At 37.7% G+C, this 18,165-nt stretch carries 16 protein-coding genes; 3 read left to right on the top strand and 13 right to left on the bottom strand.

Translation table 11 applies throughout. The features are described 5' to 3' along the window. Positions 1-3 precede the first annotated feature (3 nt). On the bottom strand, positions 4-2,070 hold the full coding sequence (locus ACFQIC_RS01620; RefSeq protein WP_204706638.1) for a sigma 54-interacting transcriptional regulator: 2,067 nt from the start codon (positions 2,068-2,070) through the stop codon (positions 4-6). Positions 2,071-2,208: 138 nt separating this feature from the next. On the opposite strand from ACFQIC_RS01620, the gene ACFQIC_RS01625 reads away from it, so the two are divergent. The 3 genes from ACFQIC_RS01625 to ACFQIC_RS01635 are packed head-to-tail and all read left to right on the top strand — an operon-like array spanning position 2,209 to position 5,159. Further along, the gene (locus tag ACFQIC_RS01625; RefSeq protein WP_204706640.1) at positions 2,209-2,442 is read left to right on the top strand and encodes a DUF2627 domain-containing protein; all 234 of its coding nucleotides are present in this window, start codon (positions 2,209-2,211) and stop codon (positions 2,440-2,442) included. A 54-nt stretch (positions 2,443-2,496) separates the two neighbouring features. Next, on the top strand, positions 2,497-4,410 hold the full coding sequence (locus ACFQIC_RS01630) for a DUF294 nucleotidyltransferase-like domain-containing protein (protein ID WP_204706642.1): 1,914 nt from the start codon (positions 2,497-2,499) through the stop codon (positions 4,408-4,410). Further along, complete coding sequence (locus tag ACFQIC_RS01635) at positions 4,410-5,159, top strand: 3'-5' exonuclease (RefSeq protein ID WP_204706644.1); 750 nt, start codon at positions 4,410-4,412, stop codon at positions 5,157-5,159. The genes ACFQIC_RS01630 and ACFQIC_RS01635 overlap by 1 nt, the downstream gene beginning before the upstream one ends. A gap of 161 nt (positions 5,160-5,320) precedes the next feature. Here the strand turns inward: ACFQIC_RS01635 and ACFQIC_RS01640 are convergent, their stop codons facing one another. The 12 genes from ACFQIC_RS01640 to xseA form a co-directional block, all read right to left on the bottom strand. Then, on the bottom strand, positions 5,321-6,667 hold the full coding sequence (locus ACFQIC_RS01640) for an aspartate kinase (RefSeq protein WP_204706646.1): 1,347 nt from the start codon (positions 6,665-6,667) through the stop codon (positions 5,321-5,323). Between the two features lie 306 nt (positions 6,668-6,973). Next, a complete protein-coding gene (gene spo0A / locus ACFQIC_RS01645; RefSeq protein WP_204706648.1) occupies positions 6,974-7,747 on the bottom strand; it encodes a sporulation transcription factor Spo0A in 774 nt (257 codons plus the stop codon). Positions 7,748-7,987: 240 nt separating this feature from the next. Continuing rightward, positions 7,988-9,229 (bottom strand): SpoIVB peptidase, encoded by a 1,242-nt coding sequence (spoIVB, locus tag ACFQIC_RS01650; RefSeq protein WP_390216904.1) that lies wholly within the window; start codon positions 9,227-9,229, stop codon positions 7,988-7,990. Positions 9,230-9,399: 170 nt separating this feature from the next. Beyond that, complete coding sequence (recN, locus tag ACFQIC_RS01655) at positions 9,400-11,124, bottom strand: DNA repair protein RecN (RefSeq protein WP_204706650.1); 1,725 nt, start codon at positions 11,122-11,124, stop codon at positions 9,400-9,402. A gap of 16 nt (positions 11,125-11,140) precedes the next feature. Continuing rightward, on the bottom strand, positions 11,141-11,590 hold the full coding sequence (gene ahrC, locus ACFQIC_RS01660; protein ID WP_204706652.1) for a transcriptional regulator AhrC/ArgR: 450 nt from the start codon (positions 11,588-11,590) through the stop codon (positions 11,141-11,143). Between the two features lie 68 nt (positions 11,591-11,658). Further along, positions 11,659-12,483 carry a TlyA family RNA methyltransferase gene (locus ACFQIC_RS01665; RefSeq protein ID WP_204706654.1) on the bottom strand — a complete coding sequence of 275 codons (825 nt, stop codon included), beginning with the start codon at positions 12,481-12,483 and terminating at the stop codon, positions 11,659-11,661. 4 nt (positions 12,484-12,487) lie between these two features. Continuing rightward, on the bottom strand, positions 12,488-14,377 hold the full coding sequence (gene dxs, locus ACFQIC_RS01670) for a 1-deoxy-D-xylulose-5-phosphate synthase (RefSeq protein ID WP_204706656.1): 1,890 nt from the start codon (positions 14,375-14,377) through the stop codon (positions 12,488-12,490). A gap of 18 nt (positions 14,378-14,395) precedes the next feature. Next, a complete protein-coding gene (locus ACFQIC_RS01675) occupies positions 14,396-14,995 on the bottom strand; it encodes a hypothetical protein (protein WP_204707557.1) in 600 nt (199 codons plus the stop codon). 546 nt (positions 14,996-15,541) lie between these two features. Further along, positions 15,542-15,670: a hypothetical protein gene (locus ACFQIC_RS01680; protein WP_390216905.1), complete on the bottom strand. Its 129-nt coding sequence runs from the start codon at positions 15,668-15,670 to the stop codon at positions 15,542-15,544. A gap of 28 nt (positions 15,671-15,698) precedes the next feature. Continuing rightward, the gene (locus ACFQIC_RS01685; protein WP_204706658.1) at positions 15,699-16,580 is read right to left on the bottom strand and encodes a polyprenyl synthetase family protein; all 882 of its coding nucleotides are present in this window, start codon (positions 16,578-16,580) and stop codon (positions 15,699-15,701) included. Further along, positions 16,580-16,816: an exodeoxyribonuclease VII small subunit gene (locus tag ACFQIC_RS01690; RefSeq protein WP_204706660.1), complete on the bottom strand. Its 237-nt coding sequence runs from the start codon at positions 16,814-16,816 to the stop codon at positions 16,580-16,582. The genes ACFQIC_RS01685 and ACFQIC_RS01690 overlap by 1 nt, the downstream gene beginning before the upstream one ends. Then, positions 16,809-18,158: an exodeoxyribonuclease VII large subunit gene (gene xseA / locus ACFQIC_RS01695; protein WP_204706662.1), complete on the bottom strand. Its 1,350-nt coding sequence runs from the start codon at positions 18,156-18,158 to the stop codon at positions 16,809-16,811. Before xseA ends, ACFQIC_RS01690 begins: the two co-directional genes overlap by 8 nt. Positions 18,159-18,165 lie beyond the last annotated feature (7 nt).

Consider the following 18,165-nt stretch of genomic DNA (forward strand, 5'->3'; position numbering starts at 1 on the left):
AAATCATTGCATCCGGTCTTTATCCAGTTGATATTTCTCCAATTTGTAATATAGATTGCGGATGGAAATTCCCAAGGCTTTCGCTGTTCTCGTTTTGTTAAAGTTATGGGAACGAAACGAATCTGCTAGTAAACTTTTTTCATATTCATCAACCGCTTCCTGCAAAGATCCTTCAAACCAAATTTCTTCCCCTTGGAAGTAAGCTGAATGAGATTCTTTTCTTACTAATGAAGGAATATGGTCTTTTAAAATGATTTCTTCATGATAATCCATAAAAATCATTGCACGTCCAATAATATTTTCAAGTTCACGCACGTTACCAGGCCAATCATACTTTTCTAGCTTACGAATGGCGTCATCATCAAGCGTAGTAACATTTCTTCCATAATCTTCATTCAATTTCTGGACGAGATGTTCCGTTAAAGGAATAAGGTCCTCTTTTCTCTCTCGGAGCGGCGGAATATAGATCGGCAAGCGATTCAAACGATAATACAAGTCTTCTCGAAATGTTTTTCTCATAATCGCTTTTTCTAAATTTACATTTGTAGCCGCAATAACTCGAATATCAACAAGGATCGGCTTGGTTCCACCTATTCGAACAAGTTCTTTTTCTTGAAGGACACGTAAGAGTTTAGCTTGCATCGGTAAAGTAAGTTCACCAATTTCATCTAAAAAAATACTTCCATGATTCGCTTCCTCAAAGAATCCTCTTTTCCCTCCTTGTTTTTCCCCATAAAAACCTCCCTCTTCATAACCAAACAATTCATTTTCTAGTTGAGATTCAGCGATCGCTGCACAATTTACTCGAATAAACTTATTATGCCTACGATTACTTTCATTATGGATCGCATGAGCAAATAATTCTTTCCCGGTTCCAGACTCTCCTCTTAAAAGGACCGTGGCCGGAGTTTTGGCTCCAACCTTCGCCTGTTCTAATGCAATCGTTAACTCTTGTGAATCACCCGTAATATCGTCAAAAGTATACTTTGCTTCTAAACTTCGAATAATTTGTCTTGCCCTTTTTAACTCGCTGGTTAAGGATTGAATTTCGGTTACATCATGCAAAACACCGACACTACCTTTGAGTTTACCGTCTACAATAACTGGAGCCACATTAACAAGTACATCTTTTTTTGAAGGTCCTACCTTCATTCGTACTCCGCGTACTGGGCGTCTCGTACTTAAAACTTTCATGTGCATGCTTTCGCCTTCAGAAATATCAACAGTAGCAGGTTGTCCTATAATCTCACTTTGTTCAAGCCCTGTAATTCGTGTATATGCTGGGTTAATCATTAAACCGTTTCCATTTTCATCAACAACAGAAATAGCTTCATCGGATGATTGAATGATTGCCTCAAGCATAGTTTTTACTTCTTTTAGATCGGTGATTTCCTCAGCCAAAGCTACAACTTCAGTAATATCTTTGAATACCGCATAGGCTCCGATCGTCTCTTGGTCAGCTCCTATAAGCGGAATTCTTGTAGTAATTACTTTCTTTCCGTTCTCAATGATAAGTTCTTGATTAATTTCTTTTTTTCTAGTATTTAATAATTGAGGTAATCCGGAAGCTGGAATCACTTCACGTACATGCTTCCCAATTACTGAGGAACGCTGCTTAGCTAAGATCTTTTCTCCACTTTTGTTCAAAAAGGAAACATGCTCATCGTTATTAATTACGATCATGCCATCATGTATACTATCTAATATTAAATTTTGATTATTCGTTTGTTGTTTTAACTCTTTTAGCAATGACTCTTTTTCTTCCAAAAGCTCAGACGTGATGTAAGCAACTGATCCGGGTATTACAACAGTGTTCGCTGGTCGTTCTGTACGAATCTGTTCAAAAACTTCATCAGAGCCTGTAGCCTCTACGACTATATCAATTTGATTATGTATAAATGCCCGCCAATCACTTCCTATAGGAATTCCTAAGGAAGCAGCATTCTTAAAGCCTACCGCATCAGGATCAATGTCAGTTACAGCCACAACTGTTAGTCGTTCAGTTTCATTCAATAGCTGCATCAATGCCGTACCGCCTTTTCCAGCCCCAACAATCAAAACACGTTTCATAGTTATCACACCCTGCAATATTTTGCGTACTTTTATCGTACATTAATATGCACACTTTAGCAATACTCTACTCTATTTTCAGTTTCTTCTCGTTTTGATATACTGATGTAGGAGCGATATTAAAAGGGAGTACAGATCATGAGACTGTTTGCATTACTACTACTTGTAACACCTGGCGTTATTGCTGTTATCGGGATTAAATTGATAAGAGATGCATTATTTAACGTTTTCCACCCTGTTTTTCTACATGTTGCCATCCAAGGATTATTCGGTGTTCTATGCGTAATCGGAGGGATTGCTTTCATAGGAGGGTTTATTTTACATCGTGATCGGAAAAGAAATTTAACAAAAGGAAGATTCCAGAGAAAGTAGAGTGGATTCGCTCTACTTTTTTCAACGAAAATCCTTAAAAAGGAGTGTTGCTCAATGTCAACTAGCCCATTCGAGTTTTACCGAACTCAGTATCCTTTTGATTTATTAACTGATGAAGAATATAAGGACATTTTCGGAAAAGCTATTATAAAAGAGTATAGTGCTAACGAATTTGTCATTCATGAGGATCAAAGTGATGAAACCATAAATATTCACTTTCTCATTTCTGGTCTAGCTAATAATATTATGCATCGTTCAAATGGACGTCAGTTATCCGTCCGCTTTTATTATCCTGGAGATTTAGTGGGTATAATGATTTTATTAACTAGTGGAGAAATGAGGTTTTCTGTTCAAGCTTTAGAACCTGTAAAAACACTTTGCTTTGATCGAGAAGCATTTCTAAAAATTATGTCTAATAATACTAAATTCTCCAAAGTTGTCATGGATGGAATTAGCCATCTAATGAAGAGTTTATATGATGAGGTAAAATACAAAAGTTCTACAACGGACGAGCAAGATGACCGTGAATTATACAAAAAGCGTGCCGGATCCTATATGGAACAACCAACTTTCATCCACCCTCAGGATTCTATAGAAAAAGCAGCTCGAATGTTAGAACAGCAAAAAATAGAAGCGTTACTTGTGAGTGAAGATCGTCAAACGCTTCTAGGAATGATCGGTTATGGTGATCTGTTAAAGGCATATTTCGAAAATAACCATAGAGACCCTGTTTATCAACATATGTCAGAGGAGTCTTACTCCATAAGTGATCAAGAATTTATCTATGATGCACTAAGCTATTTAAAGCACCATCCTACCGAAATTATTCCCGTACATCATAAAGATAAAATTGTTGGCATTTTAAGACAATCATCCTTTTTCACAATTAGAAATTCAGTATATTTTGACCTTACTTATCGAATATCTAATGCGACTCAAGTTAAGGAGATCAAAGAATTATCTCCGGTCTACAATTCGCGATTCCAAAAATTCGTTACAAGTTTAATTGAAGACCAAATGCTTGCTTATGATATTTCTGAGTTAATTACAAACTACAATGACCGTATCCATAAACAAATTGTACAGATTGCCGAAGATGACATGATAGCTAACGGGTATGGAGCACCTCCCATTAATTATTGTTTTCTTGTTATGGGAAGCGAAGGACGAAAAGAGCAAGCTTTCTCAACAGATCAGGATAACGGGATGGTTTTAGCGGATTACGAAAACTCAAAAAACAAACAGCAAATTGATCAATATTTTCAACTGTTCGCTAGTAAAATAAACGATATGCTCGATCAATGCGGATTTCCTTACTGCTCAGGTGGCATTATGGCCAGAGAAGACAAATGGCGTCAGCAAAGCAGCGAATGGCACAGTAGTATAGGCAGATGGATAGAAAATATAGATGCTGAAGAGATTCGTGATTTTACGATATTTATGGACTTCCGTCCTATTTTTGGTGATTTTTCCCTAGCTTACGACTTAAAAAAGTACGTTACTCAGCGCGTTCAGCGTTCCCTTAGTCTTCACCAGCTTCTTATGAAAGACACATTAAGATTTCGGGTTCCGGTTCAACCCTTCGGTCGTATTTCAGGGGTAGGTAAACGAAGAACACTTAATCTCAAAAAATCGGCGATCATGCAAATTGTTAATGCCATCCGCATTTACAGTATGAAGTACGGAATAGAAAACATTAATACTATCAGCCGATTGGATGCACTTGCTGAACAGGAACGCTTTCACCCAAGAGATGCAGAAAATGCTAAGCTTGCTCTTCATAAGCTCATGTTATTTCGTCTTAAAGAAAACCTTCAACAACTACAAAATGGTGACCCTTTAACTAATGAGCTTCGATTAGTTCAACTTAATAAAGTAGAGCGTAGATCACTACGAGATGCACTTAATGTTGCTAAACGTCTGCAACAAGTGTTGGAGCTAAGTTATAATCGAAATCGGGTGATGTAATGCTTCCTATAGATTTGCAAATTTTAAAATATGTCTTTTTTGAGAAGCCCATTTACCACTTTAAGATTCGTCCCTTTTTAACAACCGAGGCCCATCAATCGTTAGAGAGGATGCTAAAAGAACGTGAAGAAAATGATATATCAAACCAAAAACTACTTGAACTTGACTATACAATCTTTGACCTGGAAACAACAGGCTTCATCCCTGAGATTGGGCATGAGATAATTTCAATTGGCGCCACCCGTATACAAGGGTTAAAAGCTTGCCATAGTGAAACATTCCACCGAATCATTGGTCCAATTCGACCCGTAGGAAAGTCTACGCTAAAGTTAACAGGTCTGTCCCACTCTCAACTAAAGGATGCACCACCTTTTATAGAGGGATTTCAGGATTTTCTTAACTTTTGTGAAGGCTCCGTATTAGTAGCACATCCTGCCAAATTTGATATGCGTTTTTTACAGACCATGTTGAAACGATGGAAGTTGCCAACGTTCTCACCACCTGTGATTGACTCACAACAAATGGCTAAATGGTTATTTCCAGAAGTTAAGCACCAGCTAGACCCTCTGCTCAAACGGTTTAACATCGACAAGCGAGAACGACATCATGCTTTAAATGATGCGATTATGACAGCCGAATTGTTTAGTCATCTATTAGAAGAAACAATTTATAAGCAAATAACAACGTTCGGAGAGTTAAAAAGGGAACTCGCTCCATATAACAACCCAAAAAAAGCGAGAAGTCATTAATTGACTCCTCGCTTTTTATTGAGCTATGTTAAAGCACTCCGCTGATATTAAAATCTAAAATTGGAATACCCATACTTATCCTCCAACCAGTTGCCCCGATAACAAAGATAGCATTGATATTTTGATAAGAAAATATAAACTTCATCGGTTAATATTACATTTTAAAAAAATTCATGATATAACGATTGAACCGCTTTTTTAAGTTGACTTGATTTAATACCAAACATCATGGAAACTTCAGAAGAGCCTTGGTTAATCATATCAATATTTACATTTGCATCTCTAAAAGCTGTCGTCGCTTTATTTGCAACTCCGATTGCTTCATTCATTCCTTCCCCGACGAGCATGATCATTGCCATATCTCTTTCAATAGAGATCGTATCAACGTCTAACTCTTTGGTAATACGCTCAATAACAACCTCTTCTTTTTCAGGAGGTAGATGATGATCTCTAACAATTACTGACATATCATCTATACCTGAAGGAGCGTGCTCGAAAGAAATACCCTCTTCCTCAAGAATTTGTAATAATTTGCGCCCAAAACCGATTTCACGGTTCATTAAATATTTACTAACATATAAATTCAAAAATCCAGAATCACTTGCAATACCCGCAACAAGACCTTCACGTTCCGGTAGATCTGCTACGATCATCGTTCCATCCCCACTTGGGTTATTTGTATTTTTTATACAAACAGGAATCCTCTCTTTAAAGGCAGGAATCAAAGCTTCATCATGGAATACTGAGAATCCAGCATATGATAATTCGCGCATTTCCCTGTAAGTTAAAGTTTTTAATTCTTTAGGGTTATCAACGATCATTGGATTTACACAAAATACAGAATCCACATCGGTAAAGTTCTCATATAAATCAACTTTCATACCTGCAGCTACAATTGAACCGGTAATATCCGAGCCGCCTCGTGAGAAAGTAACCAAGTCTCCTTCTAAGGTAAATCCAAAGAATCCAGGAATGACAAGCACTCCATCACGTTTTCTCAATTCATATAAATGATCGAAGCTTTCATCCAGCACTAAGGCTCCCCCAGGCTGATCACTAACAAATATCCCGGCTTCTTTCGGGTTTACATAAGATGATTCTAGTTCCTTCGATTGCAACAAAGCACTTAAGATTAAGGCTGTTCCATCTTCACCGCAAGATTTGATGGCATCCATGCCACGATCAATATCTGTTTTTATAAGCTGACAAGAGTCATCTATTCTTTTTTGGATCTGATCTAAAATGACTTCATCTAACTCTAATTCTTTAATGATTGAGGCAAACCGATTAATAACTTGGTCGTAAATAACCTGATTTTGAACATTTACCTGAATAGACTCTCCAAGAGCGATTAATAAGTCGGTTGTCTTGCTGTCTTTTGAGTGACGCTTTCCTGGTGCTGAAACAACAATAACCTTTCTTTCTGCATCTGATTTGATAATTTCTGTTACTTTTTTTAATTGATTGGCATCGGCTACAGAACTGCCACCGAATTTAACAACTTTCATAAGTACAACTCCCTGTTATAATAAACTAAAATATTTAATAATTAAGAATTGTATCATAAACATGCAAGAAGTTGAAATATAAATAATGAATATCCAATTAATGGTTAATTTGTGTCCTACCTTTATATTTTATAATTTTCTAAAGTTGACTCATCAATTCTAGCCTAAAGTTTTTAATGTGACATAGCCTTCATAAAAAAACCACTTATTTATTGGGTGGTTGATCAGTACGCCCAATAAATAAGTGGTTTTAATTTGTTGGCTTATGACATTGTTATTAATGCTAATGAATATCTAAAAAGTCTATTAAGACGCTTTGTGTTCAAGTCGTAAACGATCGGCAACCATTGCAATAAATTCTGAGTTTGTCGGTTTTGCTTTTGTAGAGGAGATGGTATAACCAAATAACGATGAAATCGCATCAATATTCCCGCGATTCCATGCTACTTCAATTGCATGTCGAATCGCTCGTTCAACTCGCGAAGCTGTAGTATTGAATTTCACGGCAATATCCGGATAAAGGACTTTTGTAATAGAACCTAGTAAGTCAATATCTGTATAAACCATTGTAATCGCTTCTCTTAAGTATAAGTAACCTTTAATGTGGGCTGGAACTCCAACTTCGTGAATGATATGAGTAATACTTGTATCCAAGTCCGGCTTTTTCGATTTCGTATAACTACTCCCCATTGCCCGATTAATCGGATCACCTACGTGTTTGATTTGTCTTATATGATCACTTAGGTGATCCAAATCAAATGGCTTCATAATAAAGTAAGCAGCACCAAATTCAACAGCTTTCTTTGTAACTTCTTCTTGTCCAAATGCTGTTAACATAATAACTTCAGGAGATTTCTCCCTCCCATTTAGCTCTTGCAAGACAGCAAGTCCATCAACATGTGGCATAATAATATCAAGAATAAGTACATCCGGGTTCTTCTCATTTAGCATTTCCAAACAGTCTTTACCATTGTATGCAGTACCCATCACTTCAATATCCTTAGTATCTGAAAAATAATCTTCCAAAAGTCTAACTAGCTCACGGTTATCATCAGCCAAACACACTTGAATTTTATCCATATACCGTTCCTCCTTACAGAATTAATCCTGATCTTCCTACAAACTGTATTCGACATCAGGAAGACTAACCCTCTTTATTATAGCAAATTAATTAATTAAAAATAAGGTAATCTTAAAAATACTTTGATTTACTCTTATCTTCTTTATAATTCGATAAAATTCTACAAGAATGCGTTTTGAGATGTCGAAATACACAAAACAAAAAGTAAAGAGAGCTCTCTTGAAAGAGCTCTCTTTACTTTAACTTGCTTTTTCTTGCTTTTTCTCATATATTTCAACCCCTGCTTCCTCAAGCATCCATTCAATGTGCACACCGTATCCGGAAGTCGGATCATTTACAAATACATGGGTTACAGCTCCAATGATTTTATCACCTTGAATAATCGGACTTCCACTCATTCCTTGTACAATTCCTCCTGTTTTATCTAACAATTCAGGGTCTGTTATTTTTACAATCATTCCTTTAGTTACAGGAGAATCTTTTGGCATATTGCGAATAATTTCAACATCAAAAGACTGCAATTGATCCCCTTCCAACACCGTTAATATCTGGGCTGGGCCTTCTTTTATTTCTTCTGCATAAGCAATGGGTAAGCCATCAGCATACTTTTCATTTTTAATCGGTTTTTCGAGTTCACCGAACACACCAAAAGAACTATTCTTCGTAATGGTTCCCATCCGGTCATCTGTAAGAGAAAATTCAGCTCTTTTTTCTCCTGGTACTCCTTGATTTCCTTTTTCAATAGAAGTTACCCTGGAATTAACAATCGTACCCTCATGTATCTCTATAGGTTTTTTTGTATCCATGTCTGCGATTACATGCCCTAAAGCACCATACTTTTTGGATTTTGGATCATAGAATGTCATAGTTCCAATACCAGCAGCAGAATCACGAACATACAAACCAATTTGAAATTGATTTTCTTTTTCATTTATTTTAGGTTTAATTGATGTTTTAAAAGTTTCGTCTCCTCGTTTAACATCAAAATTCACTTTTTTATTATTTTCACCAGACTTATTCACTATCGTTGATAATTCTTCCATATGGTTGAGTTCTTTCCCGTTTCCTTTGAGAAGAATATCACCTACTTGAATGTCTGCATTCTCTCCCGGTGATGTCTGTTTTTCTTTATTTTCACTAACAAGGTGGTGACCAACGACTAATACACCTTTCGTCTGTAATTCAACACCTACAGATTGTCCTCCTGGGACTAGACGAATGTCCTTCATACGTTTCATATCCGTCTTTTTTACAGGTATACCTGCATATTCATGAAAAATGGAGTTGGAATCCATTTTATCCATAGAAAAGGCCGGTACAGAGTTTTTACCCTCACTTGAATTAACAGGTTGAGATGTACTAACTCGAAGTTCTGTTGGAATAGATATATACTCTTGAAGTGGGTTTAATAAAGGAATAACTAGCATCATCAACAGGAGCAGGGAGCCACAAATATACTTTGCTCTTTCTTTTTTATACAAGGTCTCACACTCCTTTTCACTCCTGAACCAATCAATTGGCTTACTTATAATGTGGGCTTGAATCGACTTTTTTAAACGAGCATAATAACAGAAAATAAAGGATGGATTCCCTTACCTTGAAACATTCTCCATAAAAAAAACGCATGTAGACAACATGCGTTTTTTATTCACTATTTTCGTTTGTGTTTTTCAGCTAATGCTAATAATTCTTTAGAATGCTCTAACGTTGTTTCTGTTAGTTCAGCACCTGTGATCATTCTTGATATTTCATCTGCTTGATCTTCATAAGATAATTCCTTAACCAAAGTGGCTGTACGATCGTTTTTCACTTCTTTTTCTATACGGATATGCGTATCAGCCATAGCAGCTACCTGCGGGAGATGGGAAATGCAAAGGACTTGTGAACCTACGGAGATACCAAAAATCTTCTCAGCAATGGCCTGAGCGACTCTCCCGCTGACACCGGTATCTACTTCATCAAAAATAACACTCGTCACTCCTTGATGCTTAGAAAAAATTCTTTTAAGAGCAAGCATAATACGAGATAACTCTCCACCAGAAGCCGTTTTGTTTATTTCCTTTAAAGGTTCACCTGGATTTGTAGTAATTAAAAACGTGACAAGGTCCATTCCATTCTTGTTTAAAAGAATATGTTGCCCATCTAATTCAGGATCCGTGGCATTTCCTTCTTTAAAAGAAAATCCAACTTTAAAGGATGATTTCTCTAAATACAAATCCTTTAATTCGTCATAAATGGACTTCTCGAGCTGAATTGCGGCTTGTTTTCGAATATCCTGTAAGTGTTTTGCTTCAAGAACTGTATCCTCACCTGTTTCATGGATTTGCTTTTCCAACCGAGATAAATGCGAATCTTTATTTTTTATTTCATCAATTTCTTCTTCGATTTTCGATGCATACTCCATCATTTTTTCAACAGATTGCCCATACTTCTTTTTTAAACGATTGAGTTCATTTAACCGGTATTCAATTTGATCAAGGCGAGCGGGATCAAAATCAAGTTCAGCCATTTGTGAGCTTAGTTGAAAGCTGAGCTCCTCAATTATGTAATATGAATTTGACATTTCTTCTGACAGTTTTGAGGTTTGCTCGTCATAATCGGAAGCTCCCTCAAGTGAAGACATAGCATGACTCAGCCAATCTAACCCTTTCTGCTCACCATATAAAGCATAATAAGCATCGTGAACGCCCTGAAAGAGTTTTTCATAATTCATAAGCTTTTTTCGCTCTTCTGTTAACTCTTCGTCCTCTAAAGGAGATAATTCAGCCTCTTGTAATTCGCGGAGCTGAAATTCAAGCAAATCTAAACGCTGAGCCATTTCCTGCTCATTTTCACTAAGTTCCTTATAACGTTTCTTTAAAGAGGTAAATTGTCGGTATAATTTCGTATACTCTTCGATCGGACCTGTAAGTTCTTTACTTGCATACAAGTCAAGAAATTCTATATGTCGATCTGCATCCATTAAGGATTGTGTTTCATGTTGGCTATGGATGTCAATTAATGAACGACCAAATTCCCTTAAAATAGCTAATGTAACCAATTTCCCATTTACACGACATATACTCTTGCCTTGATTCGTAATCGTCCGTTGGAGAACAACCATACCATCTTCGCCTATATCGACTCCAAACTGTTCTCCCTTGCGATAAACAGGATGACTTGCTTCAATGGTAAATAAGCCTTCAATTTCTGCTTTGTTTGTACCATGTCTTACAAATTCCACTGAGCCACGAGAACCCGATAACAGCTGAATAGCATCAATAATAATCGATTTACCAGCTCCTGTCTCTCCTGTTAACACTGTTAAACCTTCTTTGAAGGTAATCGAAATTTGGTCAATGATCGCAAAGTCTTTTATTGAGAGTTCTGTTAGCATGAAGCTGTCACCTCATTTATAGCATATTTAAAAGTTGGTCACTGATGTATTCTGTTTGTTCCTGACTTCTGCAAATAATGAGGCATGTATCATCCCCACAAATCGTTCCCATAATCTCATCCCATTCCAAGTTATCGATAAGTGCCCCAACTGCATTGGCATTGCCTGGAAGTGTTTTGAGGATAATAAAATGTCCCGCTCGATCAATACTTGTAAAAGCATCCATCATTAAACGCTTTAATTTCTCAAGAGGGTTAAAACGTTGGTCTGCAGGTAAACTATACTTATATCGTCCGTCCATCATAGGTACTTTAACAAGATGCAATTCTTTTATATCTCTTGAAACGGTCGCTTGGGTAACGTTATATCCCATACCTTTTAAACGATCCACTAATTCATCTTGTGTTTCAATATCATCATTGGTAATTAATTCGCGAATTTTAATATGTCGTTGTCCTTTGTTCATGCTCACCCTCCAAATCTTCCTCACACTTGAAGAAAGGAGCTAATTTTAACTAGCTCCTTTGTTTGTCGCTATGTTAATTTTTTATGCTTATCATGCGCTTCTTTAACAATAGTATTTATTTCGACATTTGTATTATCGTTCCCTGCTTGTTCACCAGGATAATGGAGGTGGGCTAGAAATTCTATATTTCCATCTCCGCCAGTAATTGGTGAATAAGTTAATCCATTTATTGAAAATCCATGACTCTTCGCAAATGTTAAAATATTATCGAGGACATGCTTGTGGATTTTGGGATCCTTAACAATACCTTTCTTCCCTACTTGGTCTCTTCCTGCTTCAAATTGCGGTTTGATTAAAGCCACGACATCACTTTCTTTTTTCAATAATGTAGCCAATACAGGTAAGATGATCCGCAAAGAGATAAAAGACACATCAATTGATGCGAATTCCGGCTGGCCATGCTTTAAATCCTCAGGTTTCATATATCTAAAATTTGTCCGTTCCATGACAATAACCTGATCATGGTTTCTTAGCTTCCAGTCTAATTGGTTATAGCCAACATCAACTGCATAACTTAAAGTGACTCCGTTTTGCAAACCACAATCAGTAAACCCACCTGTTGATGAGCCAATATCAATCATAACTTTTTCCTTTAAATCTAGAGAAAATTCATGAAGTGCTTTCTCAAGCTTAAGCCCCCCACGGCTTACATAAGGAATAGCCTTTCCCTTAATAGTTAATTCTATTGATTCATCAACTTTCTGGCCAGGCTTATCCAAACGTGCCTGTTCTTGAAAAACCAATCCTGCCATAATTGTTCGTTTCGCTTTTTCTCTAGTTTCGATTAGTCCTCTTTCAACTAACAGGATGTCTAATCTTATCTTTTTACCCATACCACTAAGCCCTTCGCTGTTTCGTTATTGTCATAGCTTTTACTTGGTTAATCAAATTCTCTTCTGTTAGTCCAATTTCTTCCCAAAGTTTATCAACACTACCGTGTTCAATAAAACGATCAGGTACACCAAGGCGCTTAATCCAAGACGTATAATTATGTTCTTCTTTAAATTCAAGAACACTTGAACCAAACCCACCCTTTAGAACAGCTTCCTCTACCGTAATAATTGGTAATTTTTCCTTCATGATTGTATGAAGCATAGACTCATCCATAGGTTTAATGAATCGAGCATTAACTACCCGTAAGGATGTTCCCTCTTTCCGTAAGCGTTCAGCTGTGCTTAAAGCAAGAGAAATCGTTGTACCGAATGTTAAAATCACAGCATCATTACCTTCTTCTAGTACTTCCCAGCTGCCTATAGGAATAGGTTTTAGTGTCTCTTCCATGGAAGCTCCGGTCCCATTACCACGTGGGTAGCGAAGTGCTATTGGACCATCGTTATAGTGAACAGCTGTATGGACCATATGCTGGCCTTCATTTTCATCTTTAGGCATCATTAATACAATATTCGGCACAGACCGTAAGAAAGCCACATCAAACACGCCCTGATGTGTCTCTCCATCAGCCCCCACTAATCCAGCACGATCTATACCAAACATGACATTTAAATTTTGCCTTGCAACATCATGAATAACTTGGTCATATCCGCGTTGTAAAAATGTTGAATAAATGGCTAAAAATGGTTTCATCCCTTGTGTTGCCAGTCCTGCTGACAAAGTCGTTGCATGTTGTTCGGCGATGCCTACATCAAATAGACGATCAGGGAACTCAGCTTGAAATTTTTCAAGCTTAGATCCAAGTACCATCGCAGGAGTTACAGCTACAATTCTCTTGTCTTTACGAGCTTCTTCTCGCAAAGTTTCACTAATCACTTCACTCCATGCTGGTGGTGCATCTGCTGATTTAATCTTCTCACCAGATTCAATTTTATAAGGTCCAACACCATGCCATTTATCCTTTTGGTCAGATTCTGCCGGTTGATACCCTTTACCTTTCTGTGTGATCATATGGATGATCACTGGACCCTCTGTCTTTTTTGCATAATTAAGATTTTCAAGTAAGTCATTATAATCATGTCCATCAACTGGGCCGTAATACGTAAAACCGAGTTCTTCAAAGAACATCCCTGGAACCACAAAATACTTCATGCTATCTTTTAAGCGTTCAGCTGCTTGCGCCAGTTTCCCACCTACAGCAGGAATTCGTTTCAATAGCCACTCCAGGTCATCCTTCGCTCGGTTGTATTTACCGGCGCTCCTCATTCGACCAAGAGCACCATGAAGTGCACCAACGTTTTTGGCAATCGACATTTCATTATCATTTAAAATAACGGTTATATTCTTTTTCTCATCCCCGATATGATTGAGTGCTTCTAGAGCCATTCCTCCTGTTAAAGCACCATCGCCAATAATAGGTAAAATAGAATGAGTTTCCTCGTTTAAATCACGCGCAATCGCCATCCCCATTGCCGCTGATAAAGATGTTGAACTATGACCAGTTTCCCACACATCATGCTCACTTTCATTACGCTTTGGAAAACCACATAACCCCTGATATGTTCTAAGCGTGTCAAACTTTTCAGCTCTGCCCGTTAGGATTTTATGAATATACGATTGGTGACCTACATCAAATAGAAATCGATCTTTGGGGCTCTCATAAACTTTGTGCAACGCCAACGTTAATTCTACTACGCCTAAATTTGCACCTAAATGACCTCCAGTTGAGGACAAATTTTCAATGAGAAATTTTCGTACATCCATTGATAAGTCTTTTAATTGGTCAATTGATAACTCCTTCAAAAACGAAGGATCTTTAATCTTATATAGATCCATAAATGGACCCCCTTATGTTTATCGTGATTTTCGAGTGGATTTTGTTGAAGGCGAAAGAATATTTATTCTTAAATTCGACTCAATCCACGCGATCACTCGAGCTGCAATAAAGATAATTTTTGTTGAAGAGTGAATGGCTAAAAACTTGCCGACTGCTTTGCCACCAACAGTTAATGCCGCCACAATACTTGTTAGTAACACAGACAGTATAATTTGGACAGTTGAACCATCTGAGTGTCCAAGTACATTTGCAATCTGAATGACAACTATAGCGGAAGCAGTACCACTAACTATACCTGATATGTCCCCTATTACGTCGTTACAAAAACTTGCAAATCGGTCAGCATTTCTAACAATCAAGATTGCTTCCTTAGCTCCGGATATTTTTTCTGCAGCCATTGCATGGAACGGAGGCTCTGATGCCGCCGTCGCTGCTATTCCTAGCATATCAAAAACTACACCAGTAAATACAATCACAAATACTATACATAACCCTACTCCCCAGATCACACCGCTCATGACTGAAGAAGAGATAACTGAAAAAATAGCCGCTAACACAAAAGTGATAACGGCGATACTCACACTAAATTTTAATGATTTTTTTAATTTATTTTCCATAGTAACCTCAATATTAAAATAATATGACTTATGTAAAAAGGAATGGTCGAAAACAAGGTGAAAATTACGGCTTAGGTCTAGTAGGTTTTCCCATTCGAACACCGAGTGTCACCACTCTGGCGGTTCCCCTTTAAGTTCGAATCAGCTTCGTTTCCGAATGCTGGACTAGATTACCACTTAGTCCGTACTATAATTCCTCATTTACGTCCATTTGAGAACAGCCTAGGGGATTTCCCCGACAGCCTTTAACCGTTCCTTAGCCTCTTTTGCAGTTCTGATTTCATATAGCAACCAACTCCACACATCAGTGGCCATCTAACGTTGTGGACGGTCCATGATATAATCCCCTCAAAACCACTCAAGGCAGGCTACGCTACTTATATAGACGGAATCCATATAAAATAGGTTCATACCCCATTTCATAAGGTATCTTGATTAGATTTCCCTTACAAAGATGGGCCTCCGCGGAAGCAGGGTCAACGCCCACATGCCTTTGTGGATCGCCCTGCGACCTTAACTCCCAGCACCGACCCAAGGCTGGGCGCCTCAAGCCGGCACAAGGAACTTCATCGATGTGCCCTTTGGCGGATTTTTAGGCCCGCCTTCAGGAACGGAGGACCGACTAGAATACTGCACCATTCCTTTTGTATACATAATAACATATTCGTCTGACATCCTCAATCATTAAACGCTTGCCTACATATCAACAATCGCGGTTGCTTAAATAGTCGATTAATTCAGACAAAACCGTGTGCTGTATCCCTGTTTTTTCAAGGGATTTTTGTGCCACATCTACATAGTGCTTTTTCTGGTTTATAGCGCCTTCTAAACCTAATAACTGGGGGTATGTACTTTTTTTATTGTCTTCGTCGCTGCCAATCGGTTTACCGATGGCATCTGAATCACCAATCACATCTAGTATGTCGTCTTGTATTTGAAAGATTAATCCAAGAGCTGATGCCATCTCAGTCACCGCTTGCATCGACTCCTCGCTTACTTTTCCTAAATAAGCACCAGATAAAATTGCAAACTTCAATAATTGACCCGTTTTACTATTATGAATGGCCTCAAGCTTCCTAAGAGTAATCCATTCATTTTCACTTAACATATCACGCATTTGACCGTCTACCATCCCACTTGGACCACTAGCTTTTGATAACTCATTTACTAAGAATACCTTTTCCTCGTTAGAAAGGGTATCCGCCTCAGTTATCACTTGGAAACTTAATGTAAGGAGGGCATCCCCAGCCAAGATTGCTGTCGCATCATCAAACTGCTTATGATTTGTTGGTTGCCCTCTTCTTAGATCATCATTATCCATTGCGGGAAGGTCGTCATGAATAAGAGAGTAAGTATGAATCATTTCTAAAGCACAAGCAACCGGAATCCCTTTTTTCGGATCGATTTCAAATGCTTCTAATGTAGCAATAACGAGAATCGGTCGTAAACGTTTTCCGCCTGCGTTAATAGAATATAACATCGATTCACGTAATCTTCCCGGAGTAGTATATGATAAAATATAGTTGTTTAAGTGGTCATTAATTATTCCTTTATATCTCTCTACATATTCGTTTAATGACTCCACTACTCTTCCTCCTGAACATCAAACGGTTCAAATTCTCCATGTTCATTTAAAATTTGCTGCATTTGCTTCTCAACATTCCCTAATTTTTCATTGCAGATTTTAGAAAGCTTCATTCCATCCTGATAGTATTCAATGGCTTTTTCTAAGGGCACTTCACCAGTTTCTAGTTTTTCAACTAGTTGCTCTAACTCCTTCATTGCTTCTTCAAAGGTTAAATCTTTGTTTTCTTCACTCATCTTTCTCCTCCTCAATCTCAGCAATTCGACAGTATAACGAACCATTATGAAGCTTCACCATTATAGGGTCCTCTATTTTTACTTGTTTCACATCTTTCAATACTTTCCCACTATTTGTATAAGGTATAGCATAACCCCTTTTCATCGTGTCCAACGGGTTTAATAATGAAAGTTTCTCGATTTTAAGTCGAAACCGCTCTTGGTGATTAAAAAATTTATGCTCGAACTGAGTTTGAAGCTGTTTAGTGACATCACGTAGATGTTTTTGATTTCTCTCTATTTCTGTTGAAGGATGCGTTTGATCCAGTCGATTTTGTAAAAAACTCAACCGATCTTCTCCTTGTTTCTTTATATCTGCTAACTTTCTGGATAGTTGTTCCATTAAGCGATCTAGATCCTGTTCCTTTTGCTTCATCAATTGCTCAGGATATTTAAACGCATACGACTTCTGCAATCGGTTAAGATGCTTCCCTGATTCGGATTGTTTACTATCCATAGCTCGCTGCAATCTACTTTTTAACGTGAGGATGCTCTCTTTGATTTCAACAAGCGAAGGAACAGCAATTTCTGCTGCTCCAGTTGGAGTGGCTGCCCTTAGGTCGGCGGTGAAATCACTAATCGTTGTATCCGTTTCGTGACCGACAGCAGAAATAATTGGAATTTCAGATTGAGATATTGCCCTTGCTACTAATTCCTCATTAAATCCCCACAAATCTTCTAGGGACCCTCCACCTCTACCAACTATCAAGACATCACAATCCATGTTTTCATTTACATACTGGATCGCTTTTGAAACAGATGCGGCTGTGGATTTTCCTTGTACGAGCACTGGTATAATCGTTACTTTAACTATCGGATATCTGCGATTAATCGTCGTCAGAATATCGCGAACTGCTGCACCTGTTGGGGAGGTAATGATTCCAATATGATTGGGATAACTAGGAATAGGACGCTTTCTGTCTGTAGAAAACAGACCTTCTTTTTCAAGTTTTCCTTTTAACTGCTCAAAAGCTAAGTAAAGAGAACCAATACCATCAGGCTGCATTTCCTGAATGTACAATTGATAACTGCCCATCGGTTCATAAATATTTATCTCCCCACGCACAAGGACGTTCATACCATTTTCTGGTCTGAATTTAAGCAATCGATTGTTCCCTGCAAACATTACAGCTTGTATACGGGAGTGTTCATCTTTTAGTGATAAATACATGTGTCCACGGCTGTGATGTTTGAAATTTGATATTTCACCACGTAACCAAACTTCTTTTAGATGTGGATCGTGTGAAAGTTTCCTTTTTATATATTTTGTTAAAGCTGTAACTGTTAAATAGCGATCATTCACAAGGAAG

Origin of the sequence: Halobacillus seohaensis (assembly GCF_042663045.1) — a bacterium.
Taxonomy (GTDB): Bacteria; Bacillota; Bacilli; order Bacillales; family Halobacillaceae; genus Halobacillus_A; species Halobacillus_A seohaensis.

Coding starts and splice junctions, on each gene's coding strand:
- recN (WP_204706650.1), bottom strand. CDS start 11,124: ATGCTAACAGAACTCTCAATAAAAGACTTTGCGATCATTGACCAAATT.
- dxs (WP_204706656.1), bottom strand. CDS start 14,377: ATGGATCTATATAAGATTAAAGATCCTTCGTTTTTGAAGGAGTTATCA.
- ACFQIC_RS01690 (WP_204706660.1), bottom strand. CDS start 16,816: ATGAGTGAAGAAAACAAAGATTTAACCTTTGAAGAAGCAATGAAGGAG.
- ACFQIC_RS01625 (WP_204706640.1), top strand. CDS start 2,209: ATGAGACTGTTTGCATTACTACTACTTGTAACACCTGGCGTTATTGCT.
- ACFQIC_RS01635 (WP_204706644.1), top strand. CDS start 4,410: ATGCTTCCTATAGATTTGCAAATTTTAAAATATGTCTTTTTTGAGAAG.
- ACFQIC_RS01620 (WP_204706638.1), bottom strand. CDS start 2,070: ATGAAACGTGTTTTGATTGTTGGGGCTGGAAAAGGCGGTACGGCATTG.
- ACFQIC_RS01665 (WP_204706654.1), bottom strand. CDS start 12,483: ATGGGTAAAAAGATAAGATTAGACATCCTGTTAGTTGAAAGAGGACTA.
- ACFQIC_RS01630 (WP_204706642.1), top strand. CDS start 2,497: ATGTCAACTAGCCCATTCGAGTTTTACCGAACTCAGTATCCTTTTGAT.
- ACFQIC_RS01675 (WP_204707557.1), bottom strand. CDS start 14,995: ATGGAAAATAAATTAAAAAAATCATTAAAATTTAGTGTGAGTATCGCC.
- ACFQIC_RS01680 (WP_390216905.1), bottom strand. CDS start 15,670: ATGTCAGACGAATATGTTATTATGTATACAAAAGGAATGGTGCAGTAT.
- ACFQIC_RS01640 (WP_204706646.1), bottom strand. CDS start 6,667: ATGAAAGTTGTTAAATTCGGTGGCAGTTCTGTAGCCGATGCCAATCAA.
- spo0A (WP_204706648.1), bottom strand. CDS start 7,747: ATGGATAAAATTCAAGTGTGTTTGGCTGATGATAACCGTGAGCTAGTT.
- ahrC (WP_204706652.1), bottom strand. CDS start 11,590: ATGAACAAAGGACAACGACATATTAAAATTCGCGAATTAATTACCAAT.